This window comes from Amycolatopsis coloradensis, assembly GCF_001953865.1.
Taxonomy (GTDB): Bacteria; Actinomycetota; Actinomycetes; order Mycobacteriales; family Pseudonocardiaceae; genus Amycolatopsis; species Amycolatopsis coloradensis.
In genome coordinates, this window is record NZ_MQUQ01000004.1 from 1 (window position 1) to 13,741 (window position 13,741).

A 13,741-nucleotide genomic window follows, 5' to 3' on the forward strand; every position below is an offset into this window, starting at 1 on the left:
ACCCACTCAATCACCCAGAGGTGAGAGCTTGGTTCGTGTCCCGCAGCCACCCGGTTTCCCTGGCGACTTGGAGAACTTTACATGGCCCGCAGGGGCTCGAAACAGGGGGGTACCTTAACTGCGTTTCCGCAGGTCAAGCCCCCTGTTTCGGGCCGGGCCACAGTTCAGCCCCCGACGCGGACGCCGGCGACGTTGCGCTTGCCCTTGCGGACCACGAGCCAACGGCCGTGCAGAGCGTCGTCCGCGGACGGCTTCCACTCCTCGTCGGCGATCTTCGTGTTGTTGACGTACGCGCCGCCTTCCTTGACGGTGCGGCGCGCGGCGCTCTTGCTGTCGACGAGCCCGGCGGTGATCAGCAGATCGACGATCGTCGACTCGCCGCTCGGGTCCGTCTTGCCGTTCGGCACCTCGGCCATGGCGGCGTCGAGGGTCGAGGAGTCGAGTTCACGCAGCTCTCCCCTGCCGAAGAGCGCCTGGCTAGCGGCGACGACCTGCCGGGTCGCCCCCTCGCCGTGCACCAGGGTCGTGAAGTCCTCCGCCAGCTTCCGCTGCGCGGACCGCAGGTGGGGGCGCTGCTCGGTGTCTTCGGCGAGTGCCGCGATCTCCTCCTGCCCGAGGAAGGAGAACATCTTCAGGTAGCGGATGACGTCGGCGTCGCTGACGTTCAGGAAGTACTGGAACCACGCGTACGGCGAGGTCATCTCCGGGTCGAGCCAGACGCTGCCGCCGCCGGTGGACTTCCCGAACTTGCGTCCCTCGGAGTCGGTGACCAGCGGCGCGGTCAGCGCGTGGGTGTGCCCGCCGTCGGTTCGGCGGATCAGGTCGACACCGCCGACGAGGTTGCCCCACTGGTCCGAGCCGCCGATCTGCAGCTTGCAGCCGTACTCGCGGTACAGGTGCAGGTAGTCCTGCGACTGCAGCAGCAGGTAGCTGAACTCGGTGTAGGAAATGCCGTCGCCTTCGAGGCGGCGCTTCACCGTCTCCCGGTTCAGCATCATGTTGACCGGGAAGTGCTTGCCGACGTCGCGCAGGAACTCGACCACGCTCTGCTTCGCGGTCCAGTCCAGGTTGTTCTCGATGACCGCGCCGGTCGGCGAGTCGTCGAAGTCGACGAACCGTTCCAGCTGTCCGCGGATCCGGTCGGCCCACTCGGAGACGGTGTCCACCGTGTTGAGGGTGCGTTCACCGGTGTCGCGCGGGTCGCCGATCATCCCGGTGGCGACGCCCGCCAGCACGATCGGGCGGTGCCCGGCGCGCTGGAAGCGCGAGAGCATCAGCAGCGGGACCAGGTTGCCGGCGTGCAGGCTCGGCGCCGTCGGGTCGAATCCGCAATAGAGCGTGAGGGGTCCTTGGTCGAGGTCTCGCCGCAGTGCGTCGGTGTCGGTGGATTGCGCGATCAGGCCGCGCCAGGTCAGCTCGTCAAGGATGTGCTCGCTCACGCCTGTAGATCCTCCCGCACCAGGTCAACCGACTATCGGCCGGGGGCCGACGCCCGCCGCTTGCCGCCGCGCCGGTAGGTGGAGACGGCGGGCGAGCCGTCGATCCAGAACCGCCACGGCGTGTCCATCGCCATCGCGACGCCGACGCGCGGCCCGCTGCGGATGGACGATTCGGGGACGCGTTCACCGGTGTACAGCCGGACGGGTGACGCGGGATCGGTCAGGTCGACCCCGTTCTCGGCCTTGTCGATGCCGAGCACCGAGGTGAGGATGGCCGGGCCTTTGGCGAGTTCGCCGTTGCCCCGCGCCGACGGCCTGCGCGCCTTGGCGATGTCGGCACCGGACACCACCTCCCCGGCCCGAAGCAGCACGGCGCCCGGCTGCCCGTCTTCGGTGCCGACGACGTTGGCGCAGAAGTGCATGCCGTAGACGAAGTACACGTACAGATGCCCCGCCGGCCCCCACATGACCGCGTTGCGCGGGGTCTGACCGCGATAGCAGTGCGATGCGGGGTCGTCGAGTCCGCGATAGGCCTCCACCTCGACCAGGCGGACGGCGACCGTGCCGTCGGGACCGGTCGCTTCGATCACCGCTCCGAGCAGGAGCGTCGACAGCTCCACCGGATCCAGCGCCAGTTCCCGCCGGGTGAACTGCCTCCCGGTCACCACGTTCCGCACTCCCCGACCTTAACCGGAGGCTCCGACAGGTTCGCCATCCGCGCGGAACTCCGTGATCTTCGGCGCCACTCGCATGCCGGTGTAGCAGTACTCGGTGCCGTCGGGGAGTTTCGAGAACAGCACCGGCATCCAGTCGTCGCCGAACATCGAGTTCCTCCCGGCGAAGACGTTGTCCGACACGGGCACCAGATCCGCCTCGATCGGCGGGGCGATTCCCTTGAGCGCATCGGCGAATTCGTAGACGAAGTGCAGCTTCCCGGCCTTCTCGGCGACGGTGATGATGACGCCTTCGCGGCGATAGGTGCCCGCGAAAGGTGCGACGTTCGCCGAAGGCGGTGACGGCGGCGGAGCGAAGTCGGCGGGCACCTGCACTCCGGCGAGTTCGCCGAGCAGTTCCCGGGACAGGTCGTTGTACAGCCGATCCGTCGTGCCGTGGTTGGTGAGCAGGGCGAAGGCCAGCCCGGCTTCCGGGACCACCCGCAGGTAGGAGCGCTGCCCGATCGACGAGCCGTTGTGCCCGAAGCCGGAAACGCCGTTCCAGTCGTAGATCGACAGGCCCAGGCCCCAGCCGTCGGAGCCGAGCGTCCACTTGTCGGGCACTTCGACCTCGCGACGCCGCATCGCGGTCACCGTGTCCTCGGCGAGCACGCGAGTCCCGTCGGCCGCGGTGCCGTCCAGCAGCATCCGCGCGAAGCGGACCACGTCACCGGCGGTGGCCAGGACTCGGCCGTAGGGACCGGCGTTACGCGGCATGAGATCCCAGGCGGCCGTCGGCTCCGGGTCCTGCCCGAGATGCCCCATCGCGACCCGGAACCGCAACGCCTCTTCGGGCAGGGTCATCGTCTCGGCGAGCCCGAGGGGCGCGATGAGCCGCTCCCGCAGGGCGTTGTCCCAGGTCAGACCGGTGAGCACCTCGATGATCCGGCCGAGCACGTTGTACCCGACGCTGCTGTAGGACGCCGCCGTCCCCGGCGGGCAGTCCATCGCCACTCCTCTCGCCGCTTCGACGTACTTGGCGAGACAGTCGTCACCGCGTCCGGTGTCGTCGGTGAAGTCGCAGGTGAGGCCGCTCGTGTGACTCAGCAGCCGTCGGGCGGTGATCGTCCTGGTCGCGTCCGGATCGACCGTCGCGAACTCCGGCAAGACCTCGATCACCGGTGCGTCGAGATCCAGCCGCCCTTCCTCGGCAAGGCCCATCACCAGCGCGGCCGTGTAGACCTTCGCGACCGAGCCGAGCTGGAAGACCGAATCGGTGGTGGTCTCGACGCCGGTCCCCCGGTGCAGGATCCCGCTCGCGAGTTCGTGGAGCTCGCCGTCGACGAGCACCGCGAGGGTCGCACCGGGAACTCGGTGTTCGGCTCGCAGAGAGTCGAGGCGGGACTGCCAGTGGGCGAGGTCGAATAGTGTCCGTACACTGTTAGGCATACTGAACACTGTACGGAAAAGTAGGGAACGCGGATGTCGATCTGGGTTCGTCCTCCGAAACGCAAACGCGACCAGCCGGCGCTGAGCAGGGAAAAGATCGTTTCCGCGGCCATCGAACTGCTCGACGCCGAAGGCATCGACGCGCTGAGCATGCGGAAACTCGGGATCCGGCTCGACGTGGCCGCCGCGTCGATGTACACCCACCTGGCCGGCAAGGACGAGCTGGTGGAACTGGTCGTCGACGAGATCTACGGCGAAGTCGCGCTCCCGGAGCCGGGTCCGTGGCGGGCGGCGGCGACGCGATTCGCCCACGACCTGCGCTCGGTGTTTCTTCGCCACCCCTGGATCGGCTCGCTGCTCGGCGAGGCGGGGGTGGCGTATCTGGGGCCGAACGTCCTGCGGCTGTCGGAGGCCGCGCTGGCACTGTTCGAGGACGCGGGATTCTCGCTGGACGACGCAGACCTGGCGTTCAACACGGTGATGGCGTTCGTCGTCGGGAGGGCCACCAGCGAGGCCGCGTGGCTCACGACGCTCAAGCGCAGTGGGCAGAGCGAGCGGGAGTGGAAAGACCGCCTGTGGCCCGCCGCTGAGCAGGCCGTGCAGGACCACCCGCGGCTGAAGAAGCTGTATGCGGCACAGCGGGAACGGAAGCCCGAGGAGACCAACGACTCCGACTTCGAGCGTGGCCTTGGCTGCGTTCTCGACGGCTTGGCGGCCAAGCTTCCTTGGAGTACATGAAGGCCCCCTTCCTGTACTCAGGCGCAAGGAAGGGGGCCATCATGTACTTCTGGTCAGCTCAGCCAGGCGCGGTGTTCGGTGACCCGCGCGACCAGCCGGTCCCGCTGTTCGGCGACCCGCTCGGGAGCGGTTCCGCCACGAGCGTCGCGTGAGTTCACCGAGCCCTCCACGGTCAGCACCTCGCGCACGGCGGGCGTCAGCGCCGGATTGATCTTCTCGAATTCTTCGTCGGTCAGTTCGTCCAGTCCGACACCCCGGCCCTCGGCGACGCGGACGCTTTCCCCCGCCGCTTCATGCGCGACACGGAACGGAACTCCTTGGCGCACAAGCCATTCGGCGATGTCCGTGGCGAGGGTGAACCCGGCGGGCGCCAGTTCGGCGAGCCGGGCGGGGTGGAAGGTCAGCGTCTCGAGCATGCCCGCGATCGCCGGGAACAGCAGTTCCAGCTGCTCGACGGAGTCGAAGACCGGCTCCTTGTCCTCCTGCAGATCCCGGTTGTACGCGAGCGGCTGCGCCTTGAGGGTCGCGAGCAGCCCGGTCAGATTGCCGATGAGCCGTCCGGCCTTGCCGCGGGTCAGCTCGGCGACGTCCGGGTTCTTCTTCTGCGGCATGATCGAACTGCCGGTGGCCCACGCGTCGTCGAGGGTGACGTAGCCGAATTCGGCGGTGTTCCAGATGATCACCTCTTCGGCGATCCTGGACAGGTTGACCGCGAGCATCGCGACGTCGAAGGCGAACTCGGCGACGAAGTCCCGCGAGGCGGTGCCGTCGATGGAGTTGTCGACGCTGGTGTCGAAGCCCAGTTCCGCGGCGACGGCCTCGGGGTCGAGCCCGAGCGAGGAGCCCGCGAGAGCGCCGGAACCGTAAGGCGACTCGGCGGTGCGCGCGTCCCAGTCACGCAACCGGGTGACATCGCGCAGCAGCGACTGGCCGTGCGCGAGCAGATGGTGCGCCAGCAGGACCGGCTGGGCGTGCTGCAAGTGGGTGCGCCCCGGAAGAATCGCGTCCGGGTGCCGCTTCGCCTGCGAAACCAGCGCGTCGACGACGCCGAGGGTGCCGGCGACCACCCGGCGGGCGGCGTCCCGCAGCCACATCCGGAACAGCGTCGCGACCTGGTCGTTGCGTGACCGGCCCGCCCGCAGCTTGCCGCCGAGTTCGGTACCCGCCCGCTCCAGCAGACCGCGTTCGAGCGCGGTGTGGACGTCTTCGTCGGCGATGGTCGGGGTGAACGCGCCCGAGGCGACGTCCTGCGCGAGCGTGTCCAGCGCGGCGAGCATGCCCGTCAGCTCGTCTTCGGTGAGAAGCCCGGCCTTCCGCAGCACTCGCGCGTGGGCCCTCGACCCGGCGATGTCGTACGGCGCCAGCCGCCAGTCGAAATGGGTCGACGCGCTCAGCGCCGCCATCGCCTCCGCCGGCCCGCTGGCGAACCGGCCGCCCCACAGCTGCACCGGCTGCTCATTCCCGCTCACAACACTCCTCGGATCCTTGATTCTCTTCAGGCGACTGACTGGTCGAACGTAGCGCCTGTGCTGAAGTCGTACAGTGTGCGCTCGTCGCGCGCGGAGTTCACGACCGCGTTGCCGCGGTGCAGGACCAGGCGCACTTCGCCGGACACCCGCCCGATACTGACTTTTTCCAGTTCGTCGTGCGCGGTGACCAACGCGAGCGCGCCCGGGCTGTCGTAGATCTCGCGTCCTTTGAGCCCGAAGGCGCCGACACGGCGGTTCACCTGCTGGAAGGCCTCCAGCAGGGTCACGGTCTCCCCGTCGATGGCGACCGGCACCCCTTCGTCGAAGGTGACGACCAGCTTCTCCGGATCGTCCGGGAAGGCGAACCCGTCAGGCGCCACCTTCGGTCTCCTCACCGCCGTCCTCTGTGGACGACCGTCGGGCCAGCGCCAGGAAACGCTCGGCCAGGTCCTTGCCGGACAACGGTTCTCTCGCGATCACCGCGACCGTGTCGTCGCCGGCGATCGAGCCGACGACCTCCTCCAGCGCCGCCCTGTCGATGGCGCTGGCGAGGAACTGCGCCGCACCCGGCGGAGTGCGCAGCACCGTCAGGTTCCCCGACGAGTCGGCCGAAACGAGCAATTCGGCGAGCAGCCGCGAAAGCCGGGACGTGCCGCCCTGCACCCCGCGTACCGGGCTGCCGTCCTCCGGGATCACGTACACGGGAGCGCCGGAATCGGCGCCCCGCAGTTTGACCGCGCCCAGTTCGTCGAGGTCCCGCGAAAGCGTCGCCTGGGTGACGTCGATGCCTTCCGCCGCAAGGAGTTTCGCGAGCTCCGTCTGGCTGCGGATGGCCATCCTGGACACGAGTGCGGTGATCCGGGCCTGCCGGGTGACCCTGCTGCCGGTCATCGTCGCTTCTCGTCCAGGAGCCACACCAGCAGCGCCTTTTGGGCGTGCAGCCGGTTTTCGGCCTCGTCCCAGACCGCGCTCGACGGGCCGTCGATGACCTCGTCGGTGATCTCCCAGCCGCGGTGCGCGGGCAGGCAGTGCAGCACGATCGCCTCGTCCGCGGCGCGGCGCATCAGCCCGGCGTTGACCTGCAGCTCACGGAACGGGCCGACGCGGTCGAGACCGTCGTTCTCCTGTCCCATCGACGTCCACGTGTCGGTGACGACGACGTCCGCGCCTTCGACCGCGGCGTACGGATCGGTGAAGACCGTGGTGCTGCCGCCGGTTTCACTCGACCGGTGCTTGGCGTCGAGCATGACCTGCTGATCCGGCTGGAAGCCCTCCGGCGAGACGACACGCACGTTCATCCCCGCCGTGGTCCCGCCCAGCAGCAGCGAATGCGCCATGTTGTTGGCGCCGTCGCCGAGGTAGACCAGGGTGAGCCCGGCGAGCTTGCCCTTGCGCTCGCGGATGGTCATCAGGTCGGTGAGCACCTGGCACGGGTGGAACTCGTCGGTGAGCGCGTTGATCACCGGGATGCTCGCCGCCGAGGCCATCGCGTCGATGCGCTTTTGGGCGAAGGTCCGCCACACGATCGCGTCCAGGTACCGCGAAAGCACCCGCGAAGTGTCCTCGATGGTCTCTTCGCGGCCGAGCTGCATGGAGCGCCCGTCGATGATCACCGGGTGCCCGCCGAGCTGGGAGATGCCGACCTCGAACGAGAACCGGGTCCGGGTGGAGTTCTTCTCGAAGATCGCCGCGACGGACTTGCCCTCCAGCGCGCGGGAGCTCAGCGGTTCGGCCTTGAGCTGGTCGGCGAGGTCCAGGATCTCGGTCTGTTCGGCCGGGCTGAGATCGTCGTCACGGAGAAAGTTGCGGAGCATGCGTTTTCGTCTCTGTCCTAGGTGGTGGTGGAATCGAGCGCCCCGGGAAGGGCTTCGAGGAATCCCTTGGCCTCGTCGGCGCTCAGGATCAGCGGTGGTGCCAGCCGGATGGTGTCCGGGGCGATCGGGTTGACCAGGTAGCCCGCCTCTTGCGCGGCCTTCGCGACCGCCGCCGAAACCGGTTCGCGCAACGCGATGCCGAGCAGCAGCCCAGCGCCACGGACCCCGGCGACCAGCGGGTGGCCGAGTTCCTCGACCCCGGTCGCGATGTCCTTGCCCAGTGCGGAAACGTGGTCGTTCAGGTTGTCCTCGGCGATGGTCTTGAGCACGGCGAGTCCGGCGGCACAGCAGATCGGGTTTCCCCCGAAAGTGGTTCCGTGCTGACCCGGCTTGACGAGTTCACCCACCTCGCCGACGCCGATGACCGCGCCGATCGGCAGGCCGCCACCGAGCCCTTTGGCCAGGGTGATGACGTCCGGCACGATGCCGGCGTGCTGGAAGGCGAACCACGAGCCGGTGCGGCCGATGCCGGTCTGCACCTCGTCGAGGACCAGCAGGGTCCCGGTCGCTTTGGTGATCTCCCGCGCGGCCTGGAGGTAGCCGTCCGGCGCCGGGACGACACCCGCCTCCCCGAGGATCGGCTCGAGGAACACCGCCGCCGTGTCTATGTCCACCGCGGCGCGAAGCGCGTCGACGTCGCCATACGGAACGTGGGTGACGCCCGGGACCAGCGGCGCGAACGGCTCGCGCTTCGACGGCTGCCCGGTCAGGGTCAAGGCGCCCATGGTGCGGCCGTGGAAGGCCCCCTCACAGGCGACGATCTTCGTGCGCCCGGTGAGCCTGCTGATTTTCAGCGCGGCTTCGTTGGCTTCGGCGCCGGAGTTGACGAACAGCACCTTCGCGTTGCCCGAGAGACCGGCGACGTCGAGGAGGGTTTCGGCGAGTTCGACCGCGACCGGGTTCACGTAGAGGTTCGACGTGTGCCCGAGTTTCGCGACCTGTTCGGAGACCGCGGCGACCACGGCGGGATGGGCGTGGCCGAGCGCGTTGACCGCGATCCCGCCGAGCAGGTCGACGTACGGCTTGCCGTCGGCGTCCCAGACCTTCGCGCCCTCACCGCGGACCAGCGTCAGCGACGGGGTGCCGTAGTTGTCCATGAGAGAGGACTTCCAGTGCTCCTGGCCGTCTACATTGGACTTAAGCGTGGTCACGGGAGCTCCGTTTCGGGGAAGACCATGGTACCGATGCCGCGGGAGGTGAAGACCTCCAGCAGCACCGAATGGGCGATGCGGCCGTCGATCACGTGCGCCCGGCGGACACCGCCGCGGATGGCGCGCACGCAGGCCTCCATCTTCGGGATCATGCCGCTGGCGAGGCCGGGCAAGAGGGTTTCGAGACGGTCCACGCGGATGCGGTCGACCAGCGAGCCGCGGTCCGGCCAGTTGGCGTAAAGGCCTTCGACGTCGGTGAGGACGACGAGTTTCTCCGCGCCCAGCGCGGCGGCCAGCGCACCGGCGGCGGTGTCGGCGTTGATGTTGTGCACGACGCCGTCGATGTCCGGCGCCACGGTGGACACCACGGGGATCCGGCCCGCGTTGACGATGTCGAGCACCGCGTCCGGGTTGACCTCGGAGACCTCGCCGACCAGCCCGATGTCGACGGGTACGCCGTCCACAGTGGCCTGTTTGCGCTCGGCGGTGAACAACCGCGCGTCCTCGCCGGAGATGCCGACCGCGTACGGGCCGTGCGCGTTGATCAGCCCGACCAGTTCGCGGCTGACCTGGCCGGTCAGCACCATGCGGACGATGTCCATCGTCTCGGGCGTGGTGACGCGCAGACCACCCTTGAACTCGCCTTCGACGCCGAGCCGGTTGAGCATCGCGGTGATCTGCGGGCCGCCGCCGTGCACCACCACCGGACGCAGCCCGGCCATGCGCAGGAACACCATGTCCTCGGCGAAAGCCTGCTTGAGGCTCTCGTCGATCATGGCGTTGCCGCCGTACTTCACCACGACGGTGGCGCCGTGGAAGCGCTGCAACCAGGGCAGGGCCTCGATGAGGATCGCGGCTTTCTCGGCGGCCGTCGCGAGCCGTTCGTCCGCGGGGACCGTGGATTCGGAAGGGCTCATGACGAGTACGCGCTGTTCTCTTCGACGTACGCGTGCGAAAGGTCGGTCGTGTAGATCGTGGCCTCGCCTTCGCCGAGCCCCAGGTCGACCACGATCTGGATGTCACGGCCGGAGAGATCCGCCTCGGAACGGTCCGCGGCGGGGGTGCCCTTGGCGAACAGGGTGACGCCGTTGATCGTGATGGCGACCTTCTCCGGGTCGATCTCCGCGGGCACGCGGCCCAGTGCCATGGCGATGCGGCCCCAGTTCGGGTCCGAACCGAACAGCGCGGTCTTGACCAGGTTGTCCTCGGCGATCGTCCGGCCGACGGCGATGGCGTCCGCCTCGCTCGCCGCTCCGGTGACCGTGACGTCGACGTACTTGGTCGCGCCTTCGGAGTCCGCGCGCAGTTGCAGCACGAGGTCGAGGCTGACGGCGGTGAGCAGTTCGGTCAGTTCGGCCTCGGTCGGCTCGACGCCACTGGCGCCGGACGCGAGGACGAGCACGGTGTCGTTGGTGGAGGTGCCGCCGTCGACGTCGAGCCGGTCGAAGGTGACGCCGGTGGCGGCACGCAGGGCCCTGTCGAGGACGTCGGGCGTGACGACCGCGTCGGTGGTGAGGACCGAGAGCATCGTCGCGAGGTTCGGGGCGAGCATGCCGGCGCCCTTGGCGAAGCCGCCGACGCTCCAGCCGCCGTCGTGCTTCGCGGCCGCCTGCTTCGGCTTGCTGTCGGTGGTCATGATCGCGGTGGCGGCGTCGAGATCGGCTTCGGCGCCGGTGCCGAGTCCCTTGAAGGCGGTGTCCACGCCGGAAAGCAGCGCCTCCATCGGCAGTCGCTCGCCGATCAGGCCGGTCGAGCAGACCGCGACCTCGATCGCGCCTGCCTGGAAGAGTCCGGCGACCTTCTCGGCGGTCTGGTGCGTGTCCTGGAAACCACCTGGCCCGGTTGCCGCGTTCGCACCGCCGGAGTTGAGGACGACGGCCTTGAGGCGCCGCTGCTTGAGCACCTCTCGCGACCACAGCACGGGCGCGGCCTTGATCACGTTGCGGGTGAACACACCGGCCGCGACCTGGAGCGGACCGTCGTTGACGACGAGCGCGAGATCGAGCTTTCCGGCGGCCTTGATCCCGGCGGCGACGCCCGCGGCCCGGAATCCCTTCGGCTGGGTGACGGTCACGGAGCGACTCCTACGGTCGGAAGTCCGGTGGTCTCGGGGAGGCCGAGCGCGAGGTTCATGGACTGGACGGCACCACCGGCGGTGCCCTTGGTCAGGTTGTCGATGGCCGCGACCACGATCAGGCGCTGGGTGTCGGCGTCGACGGTCACCTGCAGCTGGACGTTGTTCGAGCCGACCACCGAGGCCGACGACGGCCACAGGCCAGGAGGCAGCAGCTGGACGAACGGCTCCGCGGCGTAGGCCTTCTCGTACACCTCGCGGGCGCCGTCGGCGTCCACGTCGGACTTGAGCGCGGCGCTCGCGGTGGTGAGGATCCCGCGCGGCATCGGGGCCAGCACAGGGGTGAAGGACACCTTGACCTGCTCGCCCGAGACCGCCGAGAGGTTCTGCGCGAATTCGGGGGTGTGGCGGTGGGCACCGCCGACGCCGTACGCGGTGGCCGAACCCATCACCTCCGAACCGAGGAGGTTCGGCTTGAGGCTCTTGCCCGCGCCCGAGGTCCCGGTCACGGCGACGACGTTGACCTCCGGCTCGATCAGGCCCGCGGCGAGGGCCGGGGCGAGCGCGATCGAACCTCCGGTCGGGAAACAGCCGGGGACCGCGACGCGCTTGGTCCCGGCGAGACGCTCGCGGGCACCGGGGAGTTCGGGGAGCCCATACGGCCACTGCCCGGCGTGGTCACCGCCGTACCAGCGCTGCCAGTCGGCCTCGTTCGCGAGGCGGTGGTCCGCGCCGAGGTCCACCACCAGGACGTCCGGGCCCAGCTGGGCGGCGATGGCTCCCGAGTGGCCGTGCGGCAGGGCGAGGAAGACGACGTCGTGCCCGGCGAGGGTCTCCGAGGTCGTCTCCAACAGCACACGGTCCGCCAGCGGCGCGAGATGCGGCTGGTGCTGGATCAGTGGCGTCCCCGCCGAGCTGGCCGCGGTCAGCGCACCGATCTGGGCTTCGGGATGGGTCAGCAGCAGGCGCAGGAGTTCGCCACCCGCGTACCCACTGGCTCCGGCTACCGCGATCTTCACCGTCATACGAATGATTATGCACAGTCGTGCAAGTTCAATCAAACAAAGTCGTGCGGCTCACCCGATATAGGCCAGCCCCTGTCCCTTGTCCGGGCATCCTTGCCGCATGACAGACACGCCCGGCCGGCTGCTCAGCCTGCTGTCACTGTTGCAGACACCACGCGAATGGCCTGGCAGCGAGCTCGCCGAGCGGCTGGAGGTCAGCCAGCGGACCATCCGGCGCGACATCGACCGGCTGCGTGAGCTCGGTTACCCAGTCGAGGCGTCACGAGGCTCCGACGGCGGTTACCGGCTTGGCGCGGGCGCGGCGATGCCACCGCTGCTGCTCGACGACGAGGAGGCCGTCGCGATCGCGGTCGGTCTCCGTGGTGCCGCCGGACAGGCGATCTCGGGGATCGAAGAGTCGTCGGTGCGGGCACTGGCGAAGCTCGAGCAGGTGCTGCCCTCACGACTGCGGTACCGCGTCAGCGCGCTGGGTGCCGCGACCGTGCCGCTGCCCGGCACCGGCCCCGCGGTGGACCCGGAACACCTCACCGTCTTCGCCGGCGCGATCGCCAACACCGAGCGGACACGCTTCGCCTACCGCACCGGCGACGGGACCGAATCCCGGCGGCACGTCGAACCGCACCGGCTCGTCTCGGCCGGGCGCCGCTGGTACCTACTCGGCTACGACCTCGACCGCGACGGCTGGCGGATCTTCCGCGCGGACCGGATCTCCGAACCGCGAGCGACCGGCGGCCGGGCCACCCCCAGGCAGCCGCCCGCGGAGGATGTGGCGGCCTACGTCACCGACAGGATGTACAGCCTCCTTCCCACCTACAGTGCGCGCGTGACCCTGCACGCGCCGATGAACCAGGTCGCCCCCGCGATCGGGGACAGCATCGGCGAAATCGAGCCGATCGATAACGGGAACTGCGTCTGGAACGCGGGCGCGGACACCCTCGACTGGCTCGCGTTCCGGCTGCTGGGGCTCGGTTGTGAATTCACCGTGCACGAGCCGCCGGAACTGATCGGCCACCTGCGGGAGATGGCGGCGCGGGTGAACCGCGGCATTTCGTCCACAGTGGACTGACGGCGGCCGCGAGAGCCGGGTGACCCCCGCGACCGCCTGGGTTCAGCCGAGTTCACCTACCTCTCGCTGACTTGGCGGAATCGGGAGATAGGCGCCCCGGCGCTCCGGGTCGCAGCCGACCCTCGGCAGTCGTGCCCTGATCCCGCCCGGCGTCCGTTCGAACCGCCGCGCGATCTCCTCGACGCTTTCCCCGGCCAGCCAACGGCCTTCCAGTTCGGCGTCCAGCTCTTCGGACCACGGCAGGCCCTGGTGCGCGGGGCGGTCGGCCGATCTTCGGCGACCGTTCCGGCCGTTGCTCCGACCGGCGAACGCCATCAGCGTGTCGGAAAGGACGGTCGCCAAAGCCGGTACGGCCTCGGCGTCGATGTCGAGCCTGCCTTCGGCGACAGGCTCCTCCTGCGGTCCGGCTCCGCCGACCATGACGGTCACCCAGCGGTCTTCCCCGGCCGCGCCGCCACCCTCACGGGCGGCGACCTCGATGCGATAAACGGTGTCCTGCACGCGGATCTCGGTCCGGTGCTCTTCGACAATGGTCATGCCGGGGACGCTAACGGGCGGCCCCGACAATTCCCCGGCCCGGCGACGGGAATTCGGGCCGGGAGGGTGGATGACCGGTACTTTCAGCGCTTTTCGGGACGAGAGGGTGCCGGTCATGGCGGCTTGTCACCGCATTTAGAGAACTAATTGCGGTGAGGCACGGCACCGGCGCGGGTCGCGAGCAGGAGTAGCGGCGGGCGACGGCGACGGTGAGCGCGACGGCGGGCGGCGGGCGACGGCGACGGCGGGCGACGGCGGGCGGCGGC

14 protein-coding genes are annotated in these 13,741 nt (G+C 69.3%); 2 read left to right on the forward strand and 12 right to left on the reverse strand.

Annotated elements, in window-relative coordinates; genetic code table 11:
- Positions 1-164: 164 nt before the first annotated feature.
- The 3 genes from tyrS to BS329_RS07095 are packed head-to-tail and all read right to left on the reverse strand — an operon-like array spanning position 165 to position 3,541.
- Positions 165-1,439 carry a tyrosine--tRNA ligase gene (tyrS, locus tag BS329_RS07085; protein WP_076156997.1) on the reverse strand — a complete coding sequence of 425 codons (1,275 nt, stop codon included), beginning with the start codon at positions 1,437-1,439 and terminating at the stop codon, positions 165-167.
- Between the two features lie 32 nt (positions 1,440-1,471).
- Positions 1,472-2,107 (reverse strand): DNA-3-methyladenine glycosylase, encoded by a 636-nt coding sequence (locus tag BS329_RS07090; RefSeq protein ID WP_143252936.1) that lies wholly within the window; start codon positions 2,105-2,107, stop codon positions 1,472-1,474.
- 18 nt (positions 2,108-2,125) lie between these two features.
- On the reverse strand, positions 2,126-3,541 hold the full coding sequence (locus tag BS329_RS07095) for a serine hydrolase domain-containing protein (RefSeq protein ID WP_076157000.1): 1,416 nt from the start codon (positions 3,539-3,541) through the stop codon (positions 2,126-2,128).
- A 33-nt stretch (positions 3,542-3,574) separates the two neighbouring features.
- On the opposite strand from BS329_RS07095, the gene BS329_RS07100 reads away from it, so the two are divergent.
- Positions 3,575-4,279 carry a TetR/AcrR family transcriptional regulator gene (locus BS329_RS07100; protein ID WP_076157003.1) on the forward strand — a complete coding sequence of 235 codons (705 nt, stop codon included), beginning with the start codon at positions 3,575-3,577 and terminating at the stop codon, positions 4,277-4,279.
- A 53-nt stretch (positions 4,280-4,332) separates the two neighbouring features.
- Here the strand turns inward: BS329_RS07100 and argH are convergent, their stop codons facing one another.
- From argH to argC, 8 genes are read right to left on the reverse strand one after another with little or no spacing between them, the layout of a single operon-like run.
- Positions 4,333-5,748: an argininosuccinate lyase gene (gene argH / locus BS329_RS07105; protein ID WP_076157006.1), complete on the reverse strand. Its 1,416-nt coding sequence runs from the start codon at positions 5,746-5,748 to the stop codon at positions 4,333-4,335.
- A 26-nt stretch (positions 5,749-5,774) separates the two neighbouring features.
- On the reverse strand, positions 5,775-6,128 hold the full coding sequence (locus tag BS329_RS07110; protein ID WP_076157009.1) for an adenine nucleotide alpha hydrolase family protein: 354 nt from the start codon (positions 6,126-6,128) through the stop codon (positions 5,775-5,777).
- A complete protein-coding gene (locus tag BS329_RS07115) occupies positions 6,118-6,639 on the reverse strand; it encodes an arginine repressor (protein ID WP_076157012.1) in 522 nt (173 codons plus the stop codon). The genes BS329_RS07110 and BS329_RS07115 overlap by 11 nt, the downstream gene beginning before the upstream one ends.
- The gene (argF, locus tag BS329_RS07120) at positions 6,636-7,562 is read right to left on the reverse strand and encodes an ornithine carbamoyltransferase (protein WP_076157015.1); all 927 of its coding nucleotides are present in this window, start codon (positions 7,560-7,562) and stop codon (positions 6,636-6,638) included. Before argF ends, BS329_RS07115 begins: the two co-directional genes overlap by 4 nt.
- A 17-nt stretch (positions 7,563-7,579) precedes the next feature.
- Entirely contained in the window at positions 7,580-8,773 is a 1,194-nt protein-coding gene (locus BS329_RS07125) for an acetylornithine transaminase (protein ID WP_076157018.1), read from the reverse strand.
- On the reverse strand, positions 8,770-9,690 hold the full coding sequence (argB, locus tag BS329_RS07130; protein WP_076157021.1) for an acetylglutamate kinase: 921 nt from the start codon (positions 9,688-9,690) through the stop codon (positions 8,770-8,772). The genes BS329_RS07125 and argB overlap by 4 nt, the downstream gene beginning before the upstream one ends.
- The gene (gene argJ, locus BS329_RS07135; protein ID WP_076157024.1) at positions 9,687-10,847 is read right to left on the reverse strand and encodes a bifunctional glutamate N-acetyltransferase/amino-acid acetyltransferase ArgJ; all 1,161 of its coding nucleotides are present in this window, start codon (positions 10,845-10,847) and stop codon (positions 9,687-9,689) included. The genes argB and argJ overlap by 4 nt, the downstream gene beginning before the upstream one ends.
- Positions 10,844-11,872: an N-acetyl-gamma-glutamyl-phosphate reductase gene (gene argC / locus BS329_RS07140; RefSeq protein ID WP_076157026.1), complete on the reverse strand. Its 1,029-nt coding sequence runs from the start codon at positions 11,870-11,872 to the stop codon at positions 10,844-10,846. Before argC ends, argJ begins: the two co-directional genes overlap by 4 nt.
- Positions 11,873-11,972: 100 nt before the next feature.
- Here argC and BS329_RS07145 point away from each other — a divergent pair, with 100 nt between their 5' ends.
- Complete coding sequence (locus BS329_RS07145; protein WP_076157029.1) at positions 11,973-12,938, forward strand: helix-turn-helix transcriptional regulator; 966 nt, start codon at positions 11,973-11,975, stop codon at positions 12,936-12,938.
- 42 nt (positions 12,939-12,980) lie between these two features.
- Here BS329_RS07145 and BS329_RS07150 read toward each other — a convergent pair whose 3' ends face one another.
- Entirely contained in the window at positions 12,981-13,475 is a 495-nt protein-coding gene (locus tag BS329_RS07150; RefSeq protein ID WP_076157032.1) for a helix-turn-helix domain containing protein, read from the reverse strand.
- Positions 13,476-13,741 lie beyond the last annotated feature (266 nt).

Excerpts from the sequence above, each read along its gene's own strand:
- BS329_RS07095 (WP_076157000.1), bottom strand. The coding sequence starts at position 3,541 with ATGCCTAACAGTGTACGGACACTATTCGACCTCGCCCACTGGCAGTCC.
- BS329_RS07100 (WP_076157003.1), top strand. The coding sequence starts at position 3,575 with ATGTCGATCTGGGTTCGTCCTCCGAAACGCAAACGCGACCAGCCGGCG.
- BS329_RS07115 (WP_076157012.1), bottom strand. The coding sequence starts at position 6,639 with ATGACCGGCAGCAGGGTCACCCGGCAGGCCCGGATCACCGCACTCGTG.
- argF (WP_076157015.1), bottom strand. The coding sequence starts at position 7,562 with ATGCTCCGCAACTTTCTCCGTGACGACGATCTCAGCCCGGCCGAACAG.
- argB (WP_076157021.1), bottom strand. The coding sequence starts at position 9,690 with ATGAGCCCTTCCGAATCCACGGTCCCCGCGGACGAACGGCTCGCGACG.
- argC (WP_076157026.1), bottom strand. The coding sequence starts at position 11,872 with ATGACGGTGAAGATCGCGGTAGCCGGAGCCAGTGGGTACGCGGGTGGC.
- BS329_RS07145 (WP_076157029.1), top strand. The coding sequence starts at position 11,973 with ATGACAGACACGCCCGGCCGGCTGCTCAGCCTGCTGTCACTGTTGCAG.
- BS329_RS07150 (WP_076157032.1), bottom strand. The coding sequence starts at position 13,475 with ATGACCATTGTCGAAGAGCACCGGACCGAGATCCGCGTGCAGGACACC.